This is a genomic window from Nocardioides sp. (assembly GCF_047607365.1).
In the GTDB taxonomy this organism is placed as follows: domain Bacteria; phylum Actinomycetota; class Actinomycetes; order Propionibacteriales; family Nocardioidaceae; genus Nocardioides.
Genome location: NZ_JASGDD010000240.1, coordinates 13,864 through 32,886 on the forward strand (window position 1 = coordinate 13,864; position 19,023 = coordinate 32,886).

A 19,023-nucleotide genomic window follows, 5' to 3' on the forward strand; every position below is an offset into this window, starting at 1 on the left:
TCGGTCATCGCCCGGCCGAACGGCAGACTGTCGCCATGGAGATCGCGCTCGTCCTGGTGGCCCTGGCGGCAGGCGTGCTCGCCGTCACGGCCCTCTCGGACCGCCTGCGCGTGCCGGCGCCGCTGCTGCTGATCGTGGCCGGGATCGGCGTCTCGTTCGTCCCGGGCGTGCCGAGCGTCGAGCTGGAGCCGGAGGTCGTGCTCTACGGCCTGCTGCCGCCGCTGCTCTACGCCACCGCGATCTCGACGTCGCTGGTCGACTTCAACGCCAACCGGCGGGTGATCCTGCTGCTGTCGATCGGGCTGGTGGTGGCGACGGTCGCCGGCGTCGGGGTAGTGGTCCACGCGCTGCTGCCGGGCCTCAGCTGGGCGGCCGCCTTCGCGATCGGCGCCGTCGTCGCGCCGCCCGACGCGGTCGCCACGACGGCCGTCGGCCGCACCATCGGCCTGCCGCGCCGGATCATCACCATCCTCGAGGGCGAGTCGCTGCTCAACGACGCCACCGCCCTGGTCTCGCTCCGCACCGCGATCCTCGCACTGGCCGGCGGCGTCGAGGCCTGGCACGTCGGGCTCGACTTCGTCCGGGCCGCGGGCGGCGGCGTCCTGGTGGGGGTGGTGGGCTACGTGATCGTCGCGTGGCTGCGCAAGCACATCACCGATCCGGTGTTCGACACCGGCCTCTCCCTGGTGGTGCCGTTCACGGCGTACGTCGTCGCGGAGTCGATCGAGGCGTCGGGCGTGATCGCGGTCGTCATCACCGGTCTCCTGCTGGGCCATCGCGCGCCGGTGCTGCAGTCCGCGCAGTCGCGGATCGCGGAGCGGATGAACTGGCGGACCATCGCCTACCTGCTGGAGAACGCGGTCTTCCTCCTCATCGGCCTGCAGGCCCGCGACCTGCTCGCGGACGTCGGCCACAGCGACCTGCCGTGGACCCGCATCGCCGGCATCTGCCTGGCGACGCTGGGCTCGGTGATCGCGATCCGGATGACGTGGGTCTTCGTGACGCGCTACCTGCTGGTTCGGCCCACGCCGGACCCCGACCTCGGCGCGACCCCGCCGTGGACCTACACGTTCGTGCTCGGCTGGGCGGGCATGCGCGGCGTCGTCACGCTCGCGGCCGCCTATCTCATCCCGGCCGAGACCGAGCACCACGAGATCCTGCTGCTGATCGCGTTCTCCGTCGTGGCGGGGACGCTCTTCCTCCAGGGCACCACGCTGCCGCTGCTCGCGCGGTGGCTCGACATCCCCTCCCCCGACCCCGTCGACGACGCGCTGGCCCGCGCGACCCTGCTGCAGCAGGCCTCCAAGGCGGGCTTCGCGGCCCTCGAGCGGATCGAGTACGCCGACCCGCACGGCGTCGAGCAGCTGGTCCGGCAGCGGGTGGACCAGCGGAACTTCGCCGCCTGGGAGCGGCTGAGCACGACCGTCGGCGAGGAGGCGCCGAGCGAGCTCTACTCCCGGGTGCGGTCGACGATGATCGCGGCCGAGCGGGCGCGGGTGCTGGAGATCCGCTCGGCTGGCACGGTGCCCTCCGACGTGGTGGCCGACGTCCTGGCGATGCTGGACGTCGAGGAGTCGATGCTCGACATCGGCCGGGAGGAGTCCGAGCGGGTGGGCGAGGCCAACCGGCGGCGCCGGCCCGCCGGGAGCGTGTGCGACGACCTCGAGCGCTATCCGGTCGTCGAGACGACCGAGGACGCGGTCTGCGCCGCATGCGTCGAGGAGGGCAGTCACTGGGTGGCGCTGCGGCAGTGCCTGGAGTGCGGCAACGTCGGCTGCTGCGACTCCTCCGAGCGCCAGCACGCCACCCGGCACTTCCACGAGACCGGGCATCCGGTGATGGAGTCCGCCGAGCCGGACGAGGACTGGCGCTGGTGCTACGTGCACCACGTGACGGCGTAGGAGATGTGCCCTAGGCGTTCTGGCCGGGGAGGAGCGCCTCGAACTCGGCGGCGGGCACGGGCCGGCCCAGGAGGTAGCCCTGGACCTGATCGCACTGGAGCAGGCGGAGCAGGGCGAGCTCGTCGGCCACCTCGACACCCTCGGCGATGACGGTGAGGCCGAGGGCGTGGCCGAGCGCGACGGCGGCGCGGACGATCGCGGCGTCGCCGGACTCGCCCAGCATCCGGTGCACGAACGACTGGTCGATCTTGAGTGCGGTGACGTCGAAGCGGCGCAGGTAGTCCAGGCTGGAGTAGCCGGTGCCGAAGTCGTCGATCGCCACCGAGACCCCGAGCTCGCGCAGTCCGCGCACCGCTCCCACGGTGGTGTCGGCGTCCTCGGCGAGCTGGCTCTCGGTCAGCTCGAGCTCGAGCAGCTCCGCCGGGAAGCCCGTCTCCTCGAGGATCCGCCCCACCCACGCCGCGGGGCGGCCCTGGCGCAGCTGGACGGTCGAGAGGTTCACCGCGACGCTGAGCCGCGGCAGGCCGGCGTCGATCCATGCCCGGCCCTGACGGCACGCCTCGCGCAGCGCCCACTCGCCGATCGGGAGGATCAGGCCGGAGTCCTCGGCGATCGGGATGAAGTCGGACGGGTCGACCGAGCCCAGCTCGGGATGCTCCCAGCGCAGCAGGGCCTCGCAGCCGACGACCGCGCCGCTGCGGACCTCCACCTTCGGCTGGTACGCCAGCGACAGCTGACCCTCCTCGGCGGCGGCCCGGAGCTTGGTCTCGAGGTCGATCCGGCGCTGCGTCTCCTGGGCCATGAGCGGCGTGAACACCCGGAACGCGTTGCGTCCGGCGTCCTTGGCGTAGTACATCGCCGTGTCGGCGTTGTCGACGAGCTGGGCGGGCGTCGAGCCGTGGTCGGGGTAGAGGCTGACGCCGATGCTCGCGCCGAGGTGGACGCAGCGGCCCTCGACCTCGAACGGCTCGGCGAAGGACTGGAGGATGCGCCCCGCCCAGGCCGTCATGTGGCCGACGCGGACGACCACCGGCGCCACGACGGCGAACTCGTCGCCGCCGAGCCGGGCGACGGTGTCGGCGGCCCAGACCTGGGTCCTGAGTCGCTCGCCCACCTCGCGCAGCACCAGGTCGCCGAAGGGATGGCCGAAGCCGTCGTTGACGACCTTGAAGCGGTCCAGGTCGAGGTGGAGGACGGCGACCTGGTGGCCCTCCCGCTCGGCGTCCACGATCGCGTCGGCGAGGCGCTCGTAGAGCAGGTCGCGGTTGGCGAGGCCGGTCAGCGAGTCGTGGGTCGCCTGGTGACGCAGCCGCTCCACGGCCTCGCGCAGGTCGTGCTGTCCGCGACGGGACTCGCTGACGTCGCGGATCGTGCCGACCATGCGGACCGCGCGGCCGCTCTCGTCGCGCACCACCGTGCCCCGGTCCACGACGATGGCGTAGCTGCCGTCGTCGCGCCGCAGCCGGTACTCGTCGCGCCAGCTCGCCTCCGTCCGCGCCGCCGCGTCCAGGCCGGCGACGACCCGCTGGCGATCGTCGGGGTGGACCCGCTCCTCCCATGCGGCGATCTCGCCCGCGCGCATCATCGCGTCGATGCCGAGCGTCCTCGCGTAGGCCGAGTGGTGCCACTCGAGCCGGCCCTCCATGTCCCAGTCCCAGACGGCCTCGCCCGTCGCCTGGATGAGCGCCCGGAACATCTCGTCCTGGGGCCGGCCCGTCAGGGCGTCGAGACGCGTCACCGCAGCCGCTGTGCGTCTGGCGTCCACGAGCACCTCCCGCCGACCCCCGCCGGAGGATCGGCAGGAGATCGGGTCCACGCTACCCGGGCGGGGTCCGGCGTGCTCGTCGTCCGCCCAGGTTTTGCCCTCACCGGGGTGTCGCCGGGGGACACACCTAGGGTGTGAGGCATGACTCCCGACGAGGTGATCGAGACGGTGCTGGCTGAGCGGTTCAGCTGCCGCGCCTTCCTTCCCGGCACGGTGCCGGCCGCCACCCAGCGGCGGATGTTCGCCCTCGCCCAGCGCACCGCCTCGTGGTGCAACTCCCAAGCCTGGCAGGTCCACGTCGCGCCCTCGACCGAGGCGTTCTCCGAGGCCCTGCTGGCGCGGGTGCTCGCGGGACCGGAGGCGCCCGACCTCGCCGGGCCGGCGTCGTACGAGGGCGTGTATCGCGACCGCCGCCGCGCCTCCGGCTTCGGGCTCTACGGCGCGCTGGGCATCGCGCGTGACGACGCCGACGGCCGGCTGCGGCAGATGCTGGAGAACTTCCGCTTCTTCGGCGCCCCGCACGTCGCGGTGATCAGCACCCCCCGCGCGCTGGGCGTGTACGGCGCCGTCGACTGCGGCGCCTACGTGTCCACCCTGCTCACGGCCGCCCAGAGCCTCGGCGTCGCCACGATCGCCCAGGCCGCGGTGGCGATGTACGCCGACGTCGTGCACGAGCACCTCGGCGTCCCCGCCGATCGCGACGTGGTCTGCGCCGTCTCCTACGGCTACCCCGACCTCGACCATCCCGCCAACGCCTTCCGCACCGAGCGGGCGAGCATCGACGAGGCGGTCAGCGGGCTGGCGTGAGCCCGCCCCGGACGAACGCTCACCACGGCAGCACGCCGTGGCGGTCGATCACCCGGCCCGTGCCGGCCCCGTCCGCCTCGGTGGCGAGGGCGACGATGGCGTCGGTGCCCTCGGTGATCGTCTGGGTGCCGCTGTGGCCGTTGAGGTCGGTGGCGGTGTAGCCGGGGTCGACGGCGTTGAACCGCACGTCCGCGATGCCCTTGGCGTACTGCGTCGTGATCATCGTGACGGCCGCCTTGGAGCCGTTGTAGAGCGGCGAGATCACGTGCGACTCGACACGTGCGGGGTCGTGGGTGAGGGTCTGCGAGCCGAGCCCGCTGGTCACGTTGACCACCCGCGGGTCGGTGCCCTCGCGGAGCAGCGGCAGGAAGGCGTGGGTGACGCGGACGATCGAGACGGCGTTGGTGTCGAAGACCGCGAGGGCGTCGGGGCCGGTGAGTTGGTCGATGCTCTCGGCCTGCCGCCCGACGATGCCGGCGTTGTTGATGAGGACGTCGACGTGCCCCTCGTGGGCGCGGACGTCCTCGGCGGCAGCGGCCACCGACGCGTCGCTGGTGACGTCGATCGGCACGAACCGGGCGCCGAGCTCCTCGGCGGCCGCGCGGCCGAGCTCCGGGTCGCGGGCGCCGATCAGGACGGTGTGGCCGGCGGCGACGAGGCGGCGGGCGGTCTCGTGACCGAGGCCCTTGTTGGCTCCGGTGATGAAGGTGATGGTCATGCCCTCCACGGTGCCGCGCGCCCGGGGACGGGACCAGAGACGTCGCGACGGTCGGACTCGCAGTACCACCCGGGGGACCTGTCCTGCCGACTCGTCACGGGCACACTGGAGGAATGAGCACCGACAAGCTGAGCCTGGGCGCCGCCCTCCGCGCGTGGCGCGACCGGCTCGCCCCCGAGGCGGTGGGGAGGCAGGGCGGTCGCGACCGTCGTACGCCGGGGCTGAGGCGCGAGGACCTCGCGGACCTGGCCGGGCTCTCCGTGGACTACGTCGTGCGCCTGGAGCAGGGTCGCGCGACGCGGCCGTCGGCGCAGGTCGCCGGGGCACTGGCCCGCGCGCTGCAGCTCTCCGGCGACGAGCGGGACCACCTCTACCGGCTGGCCGGGCTGCAGCCGCCCAGCGACGGCATCGTCAGCGACCACGTGCCGCCGGGGCTGCAGCGCATCCTGGCGCGTCTCGGCGACGCCCCGGCCGCGGTGTTCGCCGCCGACTGGCAGCTGGTGACCTGGAACGACGGCTGGCGCGCCCTGCTCGGCGATCCCGCCACGCGAGGGCACACGGAGCGCAATCTCGTACGCTCGCGGTTCCTCATCGGCTCGGAGTGCCAGCCGTTGGCGGGCTGGCCGGTGATCTCGACGCAGCCCGAGCGCACCGACCGGGCCGTGGTCGCCGACCTCCGGCGCGCCTCGGGGCGCTATCCCGACGATCCGCGGCTGGCGAGCCTGGTGCACGAGATGCTCGATGCCAGCCCGCGGTTCGCCGAGCTCTGGCACGAGGGCGGTGTCGCCGGCCATGCCGAGGACCGCAAGACCATCCACCACCCCGTCGTCGGCGAGATCACGGTGGACTGCGACATCCTGGTCGACACCCAGACGGACCTGAAGATCGTCATCTACACCGCCGTCCCCGGCAGCGAGGACGCGAGCCGTCTGGAGCTGGCGATGGTCGTCGGCGCCTCGACCCCGGCCTGACTGCTGCCGAAGGGTCCTGTCGGGGCCGCCTCGCGCGGTCTCACCGGCGGTCGACCCGGCGGTCGACCCGGAGGGCGCCGGCTGCGGGGGTCCCGGGCGGTCTCGAGCGCCGCGACGAGGGCGGCGACGGCGGGGCTGGTCTCGTCGGCGCGCCCGACCGATCCCCGCAAATGCACGATCCTGTACGGCGTGTCGCGACACCCGTCGGGGTGTCGTCACACAAATGCACGATCAAATGCACGATCGTGGCGGGCTGGCCAGGCTAGCGGCGGCGGCCGGTCACGACGATCTCGTCCTCGGGTACGTCGTGGCCGGCTGCACAGCGCGGGACGAGCGTGACGGCCTCGCCGCAGTCCGCGTGCGTCAGGGTCGGACCGCCGCCCGGGAGGTGACTGGCGCCCCAGCGGGCGAGGGCGAGGACGAGCGGGAGCACTTCGTGGCCGGCCTCGGTGAGGACGTACTCGTGACGGGTCCGCTGGCCGGGGTCGCGATAGGGCCGCTTGGCGAGCACCCCGACCTCGACCAGCTCGCGCAGCCGCTGCGAGGCGACGGCCTCGGTGACCCCGACCCGGCGGACGAGGTCGTCGAAGCGACGGGCGCCGTAGAACGCCTCGCGCAGCAGCAGCATCGACGTCCGGTTGCCGATCGCCTGCATGGCACGGTCGATCGGGCAGTGGTCGCCCAGGGGGCCGGACCGCTCGGCGAGCGCGCCGGCGAGCTGCATGGTCATGCCGACGATTCTAACTTGTCTTTTCCATAGCCAGGTCTTTAAGGTCTCTGACTATGGATTTCAGAAGTCAGCACGCAGTGAGTCAGCGGAGTGCGGTCGCCGTGCTCACCGGCGCGGCCTTCCTGGCCAGCCTCGACCTGTTCATCGTCAACGTCGCCTTCGACGAGATCGGCCGCGACTTCGGCACCGCGTCGCTCGGCCGCCTCTCCTGGATCCTCAACGCGTACGCCGTCGTCTACGCCGCCCTGCTCGTCCCCATGGGACGCCTCACCGATCGCTACGGCCGCAAGCCGGGCTTCGTCCTCGGCATGGCGGTCTTCACCGCCGCGAGCCTGGCGTGCGGCTTCGCGCCGGGCGTGTGGTGGCTGGTCGGCGCCCGGATCGTGCAGGCGGTCGGCGCGGCCACGATGACGCCGGCCAGCCTCGGCCTCCTCCTCGCCTCGCTCCCGCCGGAGCGCCGGGCCGGCGGCGCGCGGCTCTTCGCGATCATCGGCGCGGTCGCGGCCGCCTTCGGTCCCGCGGTCGGCGGCGGACTGGTCCAGCTCTCGTGGCAGGCCGCCTTCTGGATCAACGTGCCGCTCGGCGTCGTGCTGATCGCCGCGGCGATCCGAGTCGTGCCCGACGTACGCCACAACCAGGACGCGCCTCGTCCCGACCTGCTGGGCGGGCTCGTGCTCGCGGTGGCCATCGCGGCGCTCGTGCTCGGGATCGTCGAGGGCAACGAGTGGGGCTGGACCTCGGCACGGGTGCTCGGCGCGTGGGTCCTCGCCGCGCTCGGCGCGGGACTCTTCGGCTGGCTCGTCACCCACCACCGGGCGCCGGTGATCGACCCCGCCCTCCTGCGCGTCCCGGCGTTCGCCTGGGCCAACGTCGCGCAGCTGGTCTTCAACATCGCCTTCGGCGTGGGGCTGCTCAGCCGGATCCTCTGGATGCAGGAGCACTGGGACTACTCGGCGCTGCGCACCGGGCTCGCCGTCGCCCTCGGCCCGACGATGGTGCCGATCACCTCGATCCTCGTCACCCGGCTGCTGCCTCGAGCCGCCCCCGGCGTCCTCATCGCGATCGGCACGACCCTCTTCGCCGTCTCGGGCGTGTGGCAGGCGGCGGTGACCGGGGAGGCGCCGGCGTACGTCGCCGAGATGCTCGGCCCCTGGATCCTGGGCGGCATCGGCGTCGGCTTCGCGCTCCCCCAGCTGATGGCCGCGGCCACCTCGTCGCTGCCGCCGCACCAGACCGCGACCGGCTCCGGAGTCGTCACCATGGGCCGCCAGGTGGGCCTGGTGCTGGGCACCTCGATCATGGTCGGCATCCTCGGCACCGGACTCCCCTCCCTGGCCCGCTTCCAGCACGTGTGGCTCTTCCTCGCCGCCGCCTCCTTCGCCGCCGGCCTCGCCGCGCTCGTCATGGAGGCCGTACGCCGTCCGGCGGCCGTCGCGGCCTCGACCTCCTCTGCCTAGGCTGGAGGCACGTCCATCGATCGAGAGGGAGAGACGTGTCGGAGCGTTCAGACGCACTCGTGCTGTTCGGGGCCACCGGTGACCTGGCGTTCAAGAAGCTCTTCCCGGCCCTCTACGAGCTCGCCCGCGCCGGGCGGCTGCCGGAGCGGGTCGTCGGGGTGGCGCGGTCGGACTGGGACGACGCGCAGCTCGCGGCCCAGGCACGCAAGTCCGTCGAGGCCTCCGGCGCCGACGTCGACCCGGCTGCCCTCGACGACCTGACCGGTCGGCTGACGATGGTGTCGGGCGAGTACGCCGACCCGACGACGTACGAGCGCCTCGCGGAGGTGCTGGTCGATGCCGCCACACCGGCCTTCTACCTCGCGATCCCGCCCTCGATCTTCCCGAAGGTCGCCGACGGCCTCGCGGACGCCGGGCTCGCCGAGCGCGGCCGGGTCATCGTCGAGAAGCCGTTCGGCCGCGACCGGGAGTCCGCGCGCAGCCTCAACGACTGCCTCGGCGCGGCCTTCGACCAGCGCAGCATCTACCGGATCGACCACTACCTCGGCAAGGAGTCGGTCGAGGGGCTGCTCGTCTTCCGGTTCGCCAACGCGCTGCTGGAGCCGCTGTGGAACCGCAACCACATCGCCACCATCCAGATCACCCTCGCCGAGAGCTTCGGCACCCAGGGCCGCGCGGGGTTCTACGACGGCATCGGCGCGATCCGCGACGTGCTGCAGAACCACCTGCTCCAGATCGTCGCGCTGCTCGCGATGGAGCCGCCGATCGCCGAGGACGCCGACGCCTACCGCGACGAGGAGGTGCGGGTGCTCCGCCAGATCGCGCCGCTGGAGCCGTCGCGCACCGTGCTGGGGCAGTACGTCGGCTACCTCGACGAGCCGGGCGTCGCCGCCGACTCCACGACGGAGACCTACGTCGGCACCACCCTCTTCATCGACTCGTGGCGGTGGGCCGGGGTGCCGTTCCATCTGCGCGCCGGCAAGGCGATGCCCGGCACGGCCACCGAGGCGGTCATCGAGTTCCGTCGCCCACCACGGATGCTGTTCACCGCGCCCGGGGGCTCCGAGCCGACCCCCAACCTGCTCCGCCTGCGACTCGGCCGCGACGACGGCGTCACCATCTCGCTCCAGGCGAAGGCCCCCGGCAGCGCGACGGTGACCCAGCCGGTGGACCTGTCGGTCGACTTCGCCACCGCGCTCGGCCACCGCCAGGAGGCCTACGAGCGGTTGCTGGACGACGCCCTCGACGGCCGCCGGCACCGCTTCGCCCGTGAGGACACGATCGACGAGGAGTGGCGGATCGTCGAGCCGATCCTCGACGGCGAGAGCCGCCCGACGCCCTATTACCAGGGCACCTGGGGTCCCACCCAGGGCGGGCCGGAGGACGGCTGGCACGAGGTCGCGCTCGCGCCCCGCTGACCGTCCAGCGGGGCTCCTCCGGGAACCGCGGGACGTGAGAGTCACCTGGTGACGCTGAGTGCCCGCGGTCGGCGGGCCGCGAGAGCCGTTCGCCTGCGGCGAACCGGGCTGTCGCGCGGCGCGCCGACGACCTACGGTCTCCTCATGGGTGAGGTGATCCGCTTTCCGCAGCGTCCGGCGATCGAGCACGAGAGGCCCGCGCCGCTGTGGCGGGAGGCGGTCGGCCGCGAGCTGCGCGGCGAGCGGCTGCGACAGGAGCGCACGCTGGCCGACGTCGCGGGTGAGGCGGGGGTCTCGACGCAGTACCTCTCGGAGGTCGAGCGGGGCCGCAAGGAGCCGAGCTCGGAGGTCGTCGAGGCCGTCGGCGGCGCGCTCGGGCTCGGCCTGCTCGACCTCACCACGCGGGTGAGCGAGCAGCTCCGGGCCCACCGCGCCGGCGCGCCCCGCGGCCCGGTCGCCCTCGCCGCCTGACCACCTCCACCCTTCCGACCTCCCACGCTCCGACCTCCCGACCTCCCGCCGAGTGGGGGCTTAGATCCATCGAGTGGGGCCTTGCGGCGGACACCGTCGCGCCCGAAGCCCCCATTCGCGCGACCTGAGGCCCTACTCGACGGATCTAAGGCCCTATTCGCGTGATCTAAGGCCCCACTCGGCGGGAAGGGGCGGGTCAGGCCAGGGCCGGGACCTTCCTGCTCTCCAGGACGTGGTCCACGACGCCGTAGGCCACGGCCTGCTCCGCGCCCAGGACGAGGTCGCGCTCGGTGTCGGCGCGCACGTCGGCGACCGACCGTCCGGTGTGCTGGGCGAGCAGCCCGACCAGCTCCGCACGCTGCCGCGCCACCTCGGCGGCCTCCACCTGCAGGTCGGGCAGGGTCCCCCGGCGACCGGCCGAGGGCTGGTCGAGCACGATCCGCGCGTGCGGCAGGACGCTGCGCCGCCCGGGCGCGCCCGCGGCCAGCAGCACCGCCGCCGTGCTCGCCGCCTGCCCGACACAGGTGGTCGCGACCCGGGCGCGGATGAACTGCAGGGTGTCGTAGATCGCCAGCATCGCGGTCGGGTCGCCGCCCGGGCTGTTGAGGTAGAGGTTGATCTCGAGATCCGGGTTCTCCGACTCCAGGTGGAGCATCTGGGCGACGACGACATTCGCGACGCCGTCGTCGATGGGCGTGCCGACGTACACGATGCGATCGGTGAGCAGGCGGCTGAAGATGTCGACCGCGCGCTCGCCGTGGCGGGTCTTCTCGACGACCGACGGGATGGTGTAGCTGCTCATCGCGCACCCGCCGGATGGCCGGCCAGGCCGAACGCCGGGCGGTCCTCGACCGGCGTCACCGAGGCGACGTCGGTGAGCACCGCGTCGGCCAGCCCGTAGGCGACCGCCTCGTCCGCCGTGAACCACCGATCCCGCATCGAGTCCTCGCGGACCCGCTCGACCGACTGCCCGGTCTCGGCGGCGGTGATCGTGAGCATCCGGTCGTTCATCCGCGCCAGCCGCGCGGCCTGGATCTCGATGTCGCTGGCCGAGCCGCCGAAGCCGGCGGAGCCCTGGTGCAGCAGCACCTCGGCGCTCGGCAGCACGAAGCGCTTGCCGGGCGCGCCCGCGGTGAGCAGGAACTGCCCCATGCTGGCCGCCAGCCCCATCGCGAGCGTCGAGACGTCGTTGGGGATGAGCCGCATGGTGTCGTAGATCGCCATGCCGGCGGTGACGGAGCCGCCCGGCGAGTTGACGTAGAGGCTGATGTCGCGGACGGGGTCCTCGGCGCTGAGCAGGAGCAGCTGAGCGCAGATCCGGTTGGCGATCGGGTCGTCGACCTCCTGCCCGAGGACGATGATGCGCTGGTGCTGGAGTCGCACGGCGAGCTGGTCGTCGATCAGCCCGGCGACGGTGTTCTGGGTCATGGCACCAGCCTTGCCGCCGTACGCCGGCGGGCCCAGCGATTCGCCCGTCGGCAGATCCGCCCTCGGCAGCAGGCGTCCGTGGCCCCGGCCGGCAGCTATCGCTCGACCCGGCCGCGGGCCAGGGCGATCAGGCGGTCGAGGACGTGCTCCCCGCTCGCGCGCAGGCCGCTGTGGAGGTACTCGCTGGTGATCCAGGGCCGCATGGTCGGGATCAGCTCGGCGGTCTCCAGCGAGAGGACGCGGTCGACGAACGGGTCGTCGTAGTAGACCGCCGCCGCGCACGGGAGGTCGATCGAGGACAGCACGCCGGCGTCGTACAGCCGCGGCCAGTCCTGCCCGGCGAGGATGCCCGCGACCTCGCGATAGGGCCGCAGGCCGGGCGTCTCCTCAAACGTCCACGGATAGAGGTGCTCGCCGGTGAGCAGCAGCGAGTCCCCGGCGAAGTCGTCCGGCAGCGCGCGGTCGGCCGCCCAGCGGGTCGTGCCGCCGTCGGCGTAGCAGCTCTCGTGCACGACCGAGTAGAGCGGGTTGCGGCCGTCGAACGGCAGGAAGCCGAGGACGTCGTGCCGGAACGCCGCCGAGCGCGGGTCGAGCTCGAGCAGGTAGTGCAGCGTCTCGGCGCCGCCGTCCTTGCCGAGCACGTTGCCGATCGTGCGCAGGAGGCGCCGCGAGATCGGCTCGCCCTGCGGGTCGAGGACCACGCCCTCGTCGCACAGGCCGAGCAGCCGCTCGAGACGCTCGCGGTCGCCGGGGAAGCGCCGGTGGTAGCGCTCGTCGAGCAGCCGCATCGTCGCGTACGTCGTCGCGTAGACCTCCTCGGCCGGCCGGCCCACCGGGGGCAGCCCACCGGTGAAGAACGCCTCGCGCAGGCTGTCGGGCGCGGCGCTGAGATAGCGCAGCGCGCAGAACCCTCCGAAGGACTGGCCGAGCACGCTCCACCGCTCGACGCCGAGATGCTGCCGGAACGCCTCCGCGTCGGCGACGATCGCGTCGGCCCGGAAATGGGTCAGGCGCGCGGCATCGGCGGCGGCGTCCGGGCCGGGGCCGGCGTACGGCGTGGAGAGGCCGGTGCCGCGCTGGTCGAGCATCAGCACGCGGTAGTCCCGCAGTGCCCGGCCCAGCCAGGCCGGGCTGCTCGCGTCGCCGGGCCGGGGCGCCTCGAAGCCCGGGCCGCCCTGGAGGAAGACGAGGAACGGCCGGTCGCGGCCGTCGAGGTCGGCGATCTCCCGGGCGAAGACCTCGATCGTCTCGTCGGAGCCGTCACCGCCGAGCCCGTCGTGGACCAGCGGCACCGTCAGCCGATGCTCGATCGTGACCGCACCCGGAATCCGCGTCTCACCCGTCATGCGCCCGATTCTTGCGCGCCTCACCAGCAAGGACGCGGTGACCCGTTAACCAACACGTCACCAACATGCGCGAATTGAGGTCTCCGTGCGGAAACACTCGTTTCATAGCGTCTCCGCCCATGACGCGCTCTCGGGCCCCCCTCGCCGGCCTCATCACCTCCTTCGTCCTCTGCCTCACCGTCCTCGTCGCGCCACCCTCGGAGGCGGCGACCACGCTGACCGTCACCCAGGCGATGGCCCAGCAGGACTCCACCGTCCAGACCGTGACCGGGTACGTCGTCGGGCAGCCCGTCTCGTCGAGCACGGTCTACACCAGCGGGTTCACCGCCGACACCGCGATCGCGCTGTCCGACACCGCCGGCCAGACGGACGTCTCCAAGATCATCTACGTCCAGGTCCCGAGCAGCTTCCGCTCCTCCTTCGGGCTGCAGACGAATCCGAGCCTGATGGGCACGCAGATCACCGTCACCGGCACGCTGACGGCCTACTTCAGTCATGCGGGGATCAAGGACGGCACCGCCTTCGCGCTGACGTCCTCCTCGACCACGACGACCACCACCGTCACGACGAACGTCGCGACCGGGCTCGCGACGCAGGACGGCTCGACCGCGACCATCACCGGCTACATCGTCGGCCAGCCGGTCTCGTCCTCGACCGTGAAGACGAGCAGCTTCACCGCGGACACCGCGATCGCCATCGCCGACACCGCCGGCGAGACCACCGTGTCGAAGATCCTCTACGTCCAGGTGCCGAGCGCCTTCCGCTCCTCCTGGGGGCTGGTGACCAACCCCGGGAAGATGGGCACGCTTGTTTCAGTCACGGGCACCCTGTCGTCCTACTTCTCCCATGCCGGGATCATCAGCGGGACCGCGTTCGTCGTCCCGAGCGGCTCGACCAGTGGCGGCGGCACCAGCACCACGTGCGGCGGCTGCTCGACGGCGTACGACTCCTCCTACTACGCCTCGGCCATCGGCAAGACCGGGACCGCGCTGCGCACCTCGCTGCACGCGATCATCAAGACGCAGACCACCTTCACCTACGACAACGCCTGGACCGCCCTGCAGGCGCTGGACCAGGACCCCAACAACTCCAGCAACATCATCACGATCTACAGCCGCCTCTCGCTGCCGAAGACCCAGCACGGCACCGGCGTCGACGACTGGAACCGCGAGCACGTGTGGGCCAAGAGCCACGGCGACTTCGGCACCGTGAAGGGCCCGGGCACCGACCTGCAGATGCTGCGGCCCGAGGACATGACCGTGAACTCGACCCGCAACAACCTCGACTTCGACGCCGGCGGCAACGCGGTCTCCCAGTGCTCGGGCTGCTACTACGACTCCGACTCCTTCGAGCCGCCGGACGCGTCGAAGGGCGAGGTGGCGCGGATCATCCTCTACATGGCGATCCGCTACGAGGGCGACGACGGCTTCGCGGACCTCGAGCCCAACGACTCGGTCAACAACGGCACCAACCCCTACATCGGCCGGCTCTCGCTGCTGCTCCAGTGGAACGACGAGTTCCCGCCCACCGCCGCGGAGGGCACACGCAACCAGCTCGTCTACACCGACTGGCAGAAGAACCGGAACCCGTTCGTCGACCACCCGGAGTGGGCGGACGCGATCTTCGCCGCGTAGGCGCCTCCCCGTCTCGGGGCCGACCTGCCACAGTGGGCGCATGAGCGCGCACGGCCGGCAGGTCGACCCCGAGACGCTCACCCGGAACTGGAACGAGCTGCTCCAGGAGATCCGGGTGATCGAGACCGGCGTGCAGATCCTCACCGGGTTCCTGCTCACCCTGCCGTTCGCCCAGCGCTTCGAGGAGCTCACCGCCTTCCAGCGCGACCTCTACCTCGTCGTGCTGTCGGGCTCGGTCGCCACCACCGCGCTCGTCGTCGCGCCGGTCGCCTTCCACCGGGTGCTCTTCCGCCACCGCGCGCGGCACTGGCTGGTGGAGGCCGCCAACCAGTGCGCCCGGGCGGGCCTGGTGATGACGGCGGTGACCAGTGCGGGCGTGCTCTTCCTCGTCTTCGACGTGGTGGTCGGCGCGACCGCGGGGACCGTCGCCTTCGTGGCCGCGCTGGGCTTCTTCGCCCTGCTGTGGGGTGGCTCGCCGCTGCTGTCGAGCCGGTGGCACCAGCAGGGCCCTCCCTCCGACGAGGCCGGCCCCCAGGCGGCTGCGGCTCCCCGAGGAGAGGACGGCGCCTGAGGACCTGGTGAGACCTGTGCCACCGGAGCGGCGCGGGAGCGTCCACGATGTTGACTATGTTCACATCATGACCTAAGGTCGATGTGAGCAATGCATACATCTTGGAGGGAACCATCATGCCCACGTCGAAGACTCCGTCGGACCCGGCCACCGTGGAGGTCGATCTCGGAGGCCGCACGGTCACCGTGCCCCAGGGCGGGCTGTTCGACCGCTACCGCATGGACACCGACCTGGACGAGGTCGCGAAGGACCCGCGTGTGAGGAGCGTGGACTTCTTCCGGACCCTGCCGAAGACCGAGGTGCAGTCCGCCATCGGCCCGACCCGGACGCCGAACTTCTACTACGCGATGTCGCGGGCGCAGATCACCTACCTCGCCCCGACGAAGGCGCTGCGGTCGCGGCTTCCCGGCGAGCTGGACCCGCTCCAGATCGCACCGGGCGTCGGGCTCTTCTCGGTCATCTTCTTCCGGTACGACGTGTGCGACATCGACTTCTACACCGAGGCGACGGTGGGCATCGCCGTCCGCCCCGCCCGCCACGGGGCGCTCGGCACCGCCGACTTCCTGTCGTCGCTGGCCAACGACTCGATGCACGCCTACGTGCTCTCCCTGCCGGTCAACACCGAGATCGCCCAAGTGCGCGGCCACGACGGCTACGGCTTCCCGAAGTGGGTGACCGAGATCGACGTCGACATCGACGAGCGCCGGACCCGCGGGTGGGTGGCCAACGACCAGGGCGGCACCGACATCGCGATCGACGTCCCGACACCGAAGCAGAAGCGGATCCCCACCGGCACGAGCGTCTCCACCCTCACGTCCTACACCGAGCTGAACGGCGGCTGGAACGCGACGCTGAGCCAGACCAACCTCCTCACCGCGGGCAGCCGGCTCCTCCCGCGCGGACTGTCGCTCGAGCTGGGCTCGGGACGGATGTCCGACGACGTGCGCTCGCTCGAGCCGATCAGGCCGCTGCGGTTCGACGTCGCCACCGAGAGCCAGAACGCCCTGCACATCCCCGTGCCCGTCTCCATCCCGGCCAGGTGACGGCGACCATGTCCGCCACCACCCCCACCGCCACCCCCATCGCGCCCCACGTCGACGCGGCCCGGCTGCGCTCGCTCGCCGCGCGCGTACGGGCCGCCGACCCCGACGCCCTCCAGGACGTCACCAACGCCATGACCGGCGAGGTGCTCGGCCAGGTCCCGCACTGCGCGCCCGACGACGTCGCCGCGGCGGCGAAGCGGGCCCGGGCCGTGCAGAGGGCCTGGGCCGCCCGGCCGGTCGAGGAGCGCGCCGCCGTCCTGCTGCGCTTCCACGACCTCGTGCTCGACCGGCAGGACGAGGTGCTCGACCTCATCCAGCTCGAGAACGGCAAGGCCCGGCGGCACGCCTTCGAGGAGATCCTCGACGTCACCATGAACGCGCGCTACTACGCCCACACCGCCCAGGAGTATCTCCGCCCGAAGCGCCGTCAGGGCGCGCAGCTGGCGCTGACCAAGGTGTGGGAGCTGCACCACCCCAAGGGGCTCGTCGGCGTCATCTCGCCGTGGAACTACCCGCTCACCCTCGGCATCAGCGACGCGCTGCCGGCCCTCGTCGCCGGCAACGCGGTCCTCACGAAGCCGGACGCGCAGACGCCGTACGCCGCGCTCTGGGCGGTCGACCTGCTGGAGGAGGCCGGCATGCCGGTCGGTCTCGTGGAGGTCGTCACCGGCAGCGGCGCCGAGCTGGGCAGGCCCATCATCGAGAGCTCGGACTTCCTCATGTTCACCGGGTCGACGGCGGTCGGCCGGACGGTCGCCGCCCAGGCGGGCGAGAACCTCATCGACTGCTCGATGGAGCTCGGCGGCAAGAACGCCCTGCTGGTGCTCGACGACGCCGACGTGGACAAGGCCGTCGCCGGGTCCGTGCGCGCCTCGTTCTCCAACACCGGGCAGCTCTGCATCTCCATGGAGCGGATCTACGTCCCCGGCACGCTCTGGGACGAGTTCACGTCGAAGCTCGCGACTGCCACGAAGGCCATGAGGCTCTCCGCGGCGATCGACTACTCCGGGGACATGGGGTCACTGGTCTCCCAGAAGCAGCTCGACACCGTCGTACGCCATGTCGAGGACGCCGTCGCCAAGGGAGCGACCGTGCTGGCCGGTGGCCGCGCCCGGCCGGACCTCGGCCCGTTCTTCCACGAGCCGACCATCCTCACCGACGTCGACGAGTCGATGGAGGTGTACGCCCATGAGACCTTCGGGCCGCTCGTGTCGCTGTATCGCGTCGCGGACGAGGAGGAGGCCATCGCCCGGGCGAACGACAGCGAGTACGGCCTGAACTTCAGCGTCTGGACCTCCGACGAGGAGCGCGGCCGCCGCGTGGCCGCCCGGCTCGAGGCGGGCACCGTCAACGTCAACGACGCCTACGCCGCCGCCTGGGGCTCGATGGACGCGCCGATGGGCGGCATGAAGGCGTCCGGGCTCGGCCGGCGCCACGGCGAGCACGGGATCCTGAAGTACACCGAGTCCCAGACCATCGCCGTCGAGCGGCTCATCCCGGTCGGCGCACCGGACGGCCTGAACCCCAAGACCTACGCCAGGATCGCGACCCGTGCCCTGCGCCTGGCCAAGCACCTTCCCGGCGTGAAGTAGCCCGACGAGCTCGAAGGACACAGACACATGCAGACCATCCTCGGAGCCAACGGCCAGATCGCCGAGGAGCTCACCCGCTACCTCCACGACAACGTCACCCAGGACATCCGCCTGGTCAGTCGCAACCCCCGGAAGGTCCACGAGACCGACGAGCTGTTCGCGGCGAACCTGATGGACGCCGACGCGACCGCGGCCGCCGTCGAGGGCAGCGAGATCGCCTACCTCACCGTGGGCCTGCCCATGGACGCAGGCCTGTGGGAGCAGCAGTTCCCCACGATGATGGCGAACACGATCGCCGCGTGTCAGAAGCACGGGGTCAAGCTGGTGTTCTTCGACAACACCTACATGTATCCGCGCACCCCCGCTCCCCAGGTCGAGGACACCGCGTTCGAGCCCCACGGGCGCAAGGCGGCGGTCCGCGCGCAGATCGCGGAGCAGCTGCTCGCCGAGATGCGCGCGGGGACCATCGAGGCCGTCATCTGCCGGGCGCCGGAGTTCTACGGCCCGGGCAAGACGCAGAGCCTCACCAACTCGGCCGTGCTCGACCGCATCAGGCAGGGCAGGCGCCCGCTGGTCCCGGTGAGCGCGCGCACCCGCCGGAGCCTGATCTGGACGCCGGACGCCAGCCGGGCGATGGGCCTGATCGGCAACACCCCTGACGCCTACGGGCAGACCTGGCATCTGCCCATCGACCCGGCGCGGCTCACCTACGCCCAGCTGATCGAGGTCGCCTCGGAGGTCACGGGCAGGCCGATCCCCTACCGGACCGTGCCGGAGGCCGTGTTCCGGATCGGCTCGCTGGTCAACCCGACGGTGAAGGAGGCCTCCGAACTGCTGCCGCGCTACCGCGTCGACAACATCTTCGACTCCTCCAGGTTCGCCGCGCGGTTCCCGGACTTCGACGTGACGACGTACCGGGAGGGGATCGCGCAGCTGCTCGCGGGGTGAGGCCTGCGGAGACCACGACGCGCCGCCGTCGTACCGCACTCGGGAGAGGTGGTACGACGGCGGCGCGCTGATGCGGCCCAGGTGCCTGTCGAGCGACTAGATGACATATTCCAAGGGCTCGCACGCTGCGCGACACTCAGCATCCACGCTCGCGGCGTTGCGGACGCTCGACAGGCGGCCGGCCTGCCTTCGCGCCCGCGCCTTGCGAGCGCGGCGCTGAGCG

At 72.1% G+C, this 19,023-nt stretch carries 17 protein-coding genes; 11 read left to right on the forward strand and 6 right to left on the reverse strand.

The window, feature by feature from the left end; translation table 11 throughout:
• The first annotated feature begins 35 nt into the window (after positions 1 to 35).
• Positions 36 to 1,901 carry a Na+/H+ antiporter gene (locus tag QM572_RS18840; RefSeq protein WP_415095516.1) on the forward strand — a complete coding sequence of 622 codons (1,866 nt, stop codon included), beginning with the start codon at positions 36 to 38 and terminating at the stop codon, positions 1,899 to 1,901.
• Between the two features lie 10 nt (positions 1,902 to 1,911).
• On the opposite strand, the gene QM572_RS18845 is transcribed toward QM572_RS18840, so the two are convergent.
• Positions 1,912 to 3,639, reverse strand: a complete 1,728-nt coding sequence (locus QM572_RS18845) for a putative bifunctional diguanylate cyclase/phosphodiesterase (RefSeq protein ID WP_415095517.1) — start codon at positions 3,637 to 3,639, stop codon at positions 1,912 to 1,914.
• A gap of 168 nt (positions 3,640 to 3,807) precedes the next feature.
• On the opposite strand from QM572_RS18845, the gene QM572_RS18850 reads away from it, so the two are divergent.
• Positions 3,808 to 4,473, forward strand: coding sequence for a nitroreductase (locus QM572_RS18850; RefSeq protein WP_415095518.1), 666 nt, complete (start codon positions 3,808 to 3,810; stop codon positions 4,471 to 4,473).
• 19 nt (positions 4,474 to 4,492) lie between these two features.
• On the opposite strand, the gene QM572_RS18855 is transcribed toward QM572_RS18850, so the two are convergent.
• Positions 4,493 to 5,191, reverse strand: a complete 699-nt coding sequence (locus tag QM572_RS18855) for an SDR family NAD(P)-dependent oxidoreductase (protein WP_415095519.1) — start codon at positions 5,189 to 5,191, stop codon at positions 4,493 to 4,495.
• A gap of 113 nt (positions 5,192 to 5,304) precedes the next feature.
• On the opposite strand from QM572_RS18855, the gene QM572_RS18860 reads away from it, so the two are divergent.
• Positions 5,305 to 6,162, forward strand: a complete 858-nt coding sequence (locus tag QM572_RS18860; protein WP_415095520.1) for a helix-turn-helix domain-containing protein — start codon at positions 5,305 to 5,307, stop codon at positions 6,160 to 6,162.
• A gap of 262 nt (positions 6,163 to 6,424) precedes the next feature.
• Here QM572_RS18860 and QM572_RS18865 read toward each other — a convergent pair whose 3' ends face one another.
• Positions 6,425 to 6,892, reverse strand: coding sequence for a winged helix-turn-helix transcriptional regulator (locus QM572_RS18865; protein ID WP_415095521.1), 468 nt, complete (start codon positions 6,890 to 6,892; stop codon positions 6,425 to 6,427).
• A 77-nt stretch (positions 6,893 to 6,969) separates the two neighbouring features.
• Between QM572_RS18865 and QM572_RS18870 the strand changes: the two genes are divergently transcribed.
• From QM572_RS18870 to QM572_RS18880, 3 genes are all read left to right on the forward strand, one after another.
• Positions 6,970 to 8,349: an MFS transporter gene (locus QM572_RS18870; RefSeq protein ID WP_415095522.1), complete on the forward strand. Its 1,380-nt coding sequence runs from the start codon at positions 6,970 to 6,972 to the stop codon at positions 8,347 to 8,349.
• 35 nt (positions 8,350 to 8,384) lie between these two features.
• On the forward strand, positions 8,385 to 9,767 hold the full coding sequence (gene zwf, locus QM572_RS18875; protein ID WP_415095523.1) for a glucose-6-phosphate dehydrogenase: 1,383 nt from the start codon (positions 8,385 to 8,387) through the stop codon (positions 9,765 to 9,767).
• A gap of 144 nt (positions 9,768 to 9,911) precedes the next feature.
• A complete protein-coding gene (locus QM572_RS18880; RefSeq protein WP_415095524.1) occupies positions 9,912 to 10,238 on the forward strand; it encodes a helix-turn-helix domain-containing protein in 327 nt (108 codons plus the stop codon).
• A 196-nt stretch (positions 10,239 to 10,434) separates the two neighbouring features.
• On the opposite strand, the gene QM572_RS18885 is transcribed toward QM572_RS18880, so the two are convergent.
• The 3 genes from QM572_RS18885 to QM572_RS18895 form a co-directional block, all read right to left on the reverse strand.
• Positions 10,435 to 11,040, reverse strand: coding sequence for a ClpP family protease (locus tag QM572_RS18885; RefSeq protein ID WP_415095525.1), 606 nt, complete (start codon positions 11,038 to 11,040; stop codon positions 10,435 to 10,437).
• Positions 11,037 to 11,666 (reverse strand): ClpP family protease, encoded by a 630-nt coding sequence (locus QM572_RS18890; protein WP_415095526.1) that lies wholly within the window; start codon positions 11,664 to 11,666, stop codon positions 11,037 to 11,039. Before QM572_RS18890 ends, QM572_RS18885 begins: the two co-directional genes overlap by 4 nt.
• 95 nt (positions 11,667 to 11,761) lie before the next feature.
• Complete coding sequence (locus QM572_RS18895) at positions 11,762 to 13,012, reverse strand: alpha/beta fold hydrolase (protein WP_415095527.1); 1,251 nt, start codon at positions 13,010 to 13,012, stop codon at positions 11,762 to 11,764.
• 119 nt (positions 13,013 to 13,131) lie between these two features.
• On the opposite strand from QM572_RS18895, the gene QM572_RS18900 reads away from it, so the two are divergent.
• From QM572_RS18900 to QM572_RS18920, 5 genes are all read left to right on the forward strand, one after another.
• Positions 13,132 to 14,646 carry a DUF6359 domain-containing protein gene (locus QM572_RS18900; RefSeq protein WP_415095528.1) on the forward strand — a complete coding sequence of 505 codons (1,515 nt, stop codon included), beginning with the start codon at positions 13,132 to 13,134 and terminating at the stop codon, positions 14,644 to 14,646.
• A 40-nt stretch (positions 14,647 to 14,686) separates the two neighbouring features.
• Positions 14,687 to 15,217: a DUF6328 family protein gene (locus tag QM572_RS18905; protein ID WP_415095529.1), complete on the forward strand. Its 531-nt coding sequence runs from the start codon at positions 14,687 to 14,689 to the stop codon at positions 15,215 to 15,217.
• 116 nt (positions 15,218 to 15,333) lie between these two features.
• Positions 15,334 to 16,260 carry an acetoacetate decarboxylase family protein gene (locus QM572_RS18910; protein ID WP_415095530.1) on the forward strand — a complete coding sequence of 309 codons (927 nt, stop codon included), beginning with the start codon at positions 15,334 to 15,336 and terminating at the stop codon, positions 16,258 to 16,260.
• Between the two features lie 8 nt (positions 16,261 to 16,268).
• Positions 16,269 to 17,852 carry a succinic semialdehyde dehydrogenase gene (locus tag QM572_RS18915; protein ID WP_415095531.1) on the forward strand — a complete coding sequence of 528 codons (1,584 nt, stop codon included), beginning with the start codon at positions 16,269 to 16,271 and terminating at the stop codon, positions 17,850 to 17,852.
• Positions 17,853 to 17,879: 27 nt separating this feature from the next.
• Positions 17,880 to 18,800 (forward strand): NAD-dependent epimerase/dehydratase family protein, encoded by a 921-nt coding sequence (locus tag QM572_RS18920; protein ID WP_415095532.1) that lies wholly within the window; start codon positions 17,880 to 17,882, stop codon positions 18,798 to 18,800.
• The last annotated feature ends 223 nt before the right edge of the window (positions 18,801 to 19,023 follow it).